Below are 959 nucleotides of genomic sequence, written 5' to 3'. Positions count from 1 at the left end.
CGCCGCCAGAACGGTTGATGACCTCTGGCGCATTATCGGCCAATCTATCGACGAATTCACCCCCGCAGAGTGCAAAAATTACTTCGCTCACTGCGGATATGATGCTTTTTGATCGAAAAATGCTCTAGATGGCTTCTGGCTGCACAGAGTGCTGATGTCCGAAGGTATCGAGAGCCACGTAGTTGACCCGGCTTCTGTCGCGGTCTCCAGACGCAAGCGATGCGGAACCGCCGGCCCGTGGCCATCGGGACTGTCAGGATTTCCGTGTGTGGGCGGGCATAATGGGTAAAAAGGAGATCCCATATGTCTCACCGCAAAGAGCCTGTGATTCCGAACGAGCTTCTCGACCAGCTTCTGGCTGGCGGTGCCGCCAGTGCGGCCTTTGACCAAGGCGGATTACTCGATTCGCTGAAGAAGGCGCTGACCGAGCGCGCGTTGAACGCGGAGATCGACGTCTCGCCCGACCTGATCAGCACAGTGACCGACGCCGTGCTCGACGAGGTGGCGATCTGGCAGCAACCACCGCTGGACCCGGTTTACCCGCTGGTCTTTTTCGACGCGATCCGGGTCAAGATCCGGGACGAGGGCATGGTGCGCAACAAAGCCATCCACATCGCGCTGGGCGTCCGCGCCGACGGCGCCAAGGAAGTGCTTGGCCTATGGCTCGAGCAGAACGAAGGCGCGAAGTTCTGGCTGCGGGTGATGAACGAGCTCAGAAACCGCGGCACCGAGGATATCCTTCTCGCCGTCGTCGATGGCCTCAAGGGCTTCCCCGAGGCGATTACGGCGGTGTTCCCCGATGCGATCGTCCAGACGTGTTGGGGTGGACGGCCTTCTATGAGGAAAGTCAACGCTAGTGCAGCGAGTCAGACGGAAGATGCAGGCAGTCTGGCGAGCTTGTCGAGGATTTGAGCGGCGGGCTTGGTCCAGACGAAGGGCTTTGGGTCGGCGTTGTGTTC

The 959-nt window shown here is 60.0% G+C and carries 1 pseudogene; it reads left to right on the top strand.

The window, feature by feature from the left end:
- Window positions 1–303: 303 nt before the first annotated feature.
- Window positions 304–819: pseudogene (locus EWE75_RS24705) on the top strand (IS256 family transposase); the annotation flags it as partial.
- Window positions 820–959 lie beyond the last annotated feature (140 nt).

Origin of the sequence: Sphingomonas populi, from assembly GCF_004208535.1 — a bacterium.
GTDB classification, from domain to species: domain Bacteria; phylum Pseudomonadota; class Alphaproteobacteria; order Sphingomonadales; family Sphingomonadaceae; genus Sphingomonas; species Sphingomonas populi.
Note: the sequence above shows the minus strand (reverse complement) of the source record. Positions and strands in the feature narration are given on the sequence as shown.